Consider the following 1,513-nt stretch of genomic DNA (forward strand, 5'->3'; position numbering starts at 1 on the left):
ACCGCGGCGCCGGCGTCGCGCTGGCGCAGCGCACCGCCGAGGGCGGCGGCCTGCCGCTCGACGACGGGACGCCGGGACCGGCCGGCGGCCTGCGCGGCGTCGTCGTCCGGGTCGGGCTCGAGCACCAGGACGAGCAGGTCGCGGTCGAGGTCCCACCCGAACCCGCGGGCGTGGGCGACCACGTCCGGGTCGTCGGCCTGGCGACCGGCCAGCAGGTCGCGCAGGTGGTCGGCGCGGTAGCGGTCCTCGACCGCGGCCACCGCCAGGTCGCGCGTCACCACCAGCGCGCACACCGTGGCGCTGCGCTGCACCGCGACGAGGTCGTCGTCGTCGAGCTCGCGGTCCGTCGCGAAGACGGCGAGCCGGCCGTGGTCGAGCCCGCGCGCACCGATCTCCGCGACCGCGTGCGAGCCGTGCAGCCCGAGCGCGAACGAGGCGTCCTCGGTGCGCAGCCGCCCGGTGCGGTCGGCCCACGGCCCGGAGCGGACGGCGTCGAGGCCGGCGTCGTCGCCCGCCTGCGCGACGAGCCTGCCGTCGGGGGTGGTCACCACGACGGCCACGTCGAGCTGGTGCGCGAGCGCGTCCGCGACCGCCTCGAGGCCCCCGCCGGACAGCACCACGTCGACCAGGACGCGGTGCACGTGCTCGGTGCGCGCGGCGCCGCCGGTGCGGCGGGTCACCTGCTCGGACAGGACCTCGGTCATCACCTCGGTGAGGACGTCGTCGAACGACACGTGCGGCTCGACGCCCAGCACCGGCAGCCCCAGCCGCTCGGCCGCCGCCAGGGCGGCGTCCGGCAGCGCGTCGAGGTAGCGACCCAGCTTCACCGCCAACGCGGCCACCTGCCGCTCCGCCAGCGCCTCGACCACCTCGACCAGCTGGTCCGGCGCCTCGCGGACGCTGTACCCGGTGGTGAGCAGCAGCTCGCCGGGCCGCACCCACGCCTGCACGTCGGGCACCTCCATGACGTTCACCCGCGTCACGGGCCGGTGCAGGCCCGCCGCCCCGGCCAGGACGCGCGCGCCCGCCAGGGACGGCGTCGCCAGCACGCGGGTGAGCGGGACGCCGGCGTCGGCGCCGGTCGGCACCTTCTGCGGGTCACCGGGCCCACGGTTGGCAACTTTCCCCATGGGGTGCACCGTAGCGCTGCACCTAGCGTCCCCGGCATGCCTCGCGACGAGACGCCCGTGCCGCGGGTCCCGGTCGCGGCGTCCGGCCTGCTCGCCGAGGTGCTCGACGGTCCGCCCGTCGACGCGCTGGTCGTCGCGAGCGGCCGGCTCGCCGCCTACCTCACCCACCCCGCCCGAGGCGGCGACCGGGTGGTCGCCGTCGTCTCGCGCCGCGCCACCTGCCCCGCGAGCGGGCTGGTGCTGCCCGACCACCGCGCCCCCGTCGACCTGCTGCCGGTCGGCACCCGGGTGCGGCTCGCCGACGGCTCGCTGCGCGCGCCGTCCCTCCGGCTCGTGGTCGGCGTAGGCCTCCGGGAACCCCGACCGCTGCACCTCCTGGGCGG

The 1,513-nt window shown here is 78.1% G+C and carries 1 protein-coding gene and 1 pseudogene; one reads left to right on the forward strand and one right to left on the reverse strand.

The window, feature by feature from the left end; all coding sequences use genetic code 11:
* Positions 1-1,130: PucR family transcriptional regulator ligand-binding domain-containing protein (locus ACYVKY_RS15180; RefSeq protein ID WP_460435830.1), on the reverse strand; the 1,130-nt coding region annotated here is incomplete at its 3' end.
* 36 nt (positions 1,131-1,166) lie between these two features.
* Here ACYVKY_RS15180 and ACYVKY_RS15185 point away from each other — a divergent pair.
* Positions 1,167-1,513: pseudogene (locus tag ACYVKY_RS15185) on the forward strand (hypothetical protein); the annotation flags it as partial.

This window comes from Angustibacter speluncae (assembly GCF_054777815.1).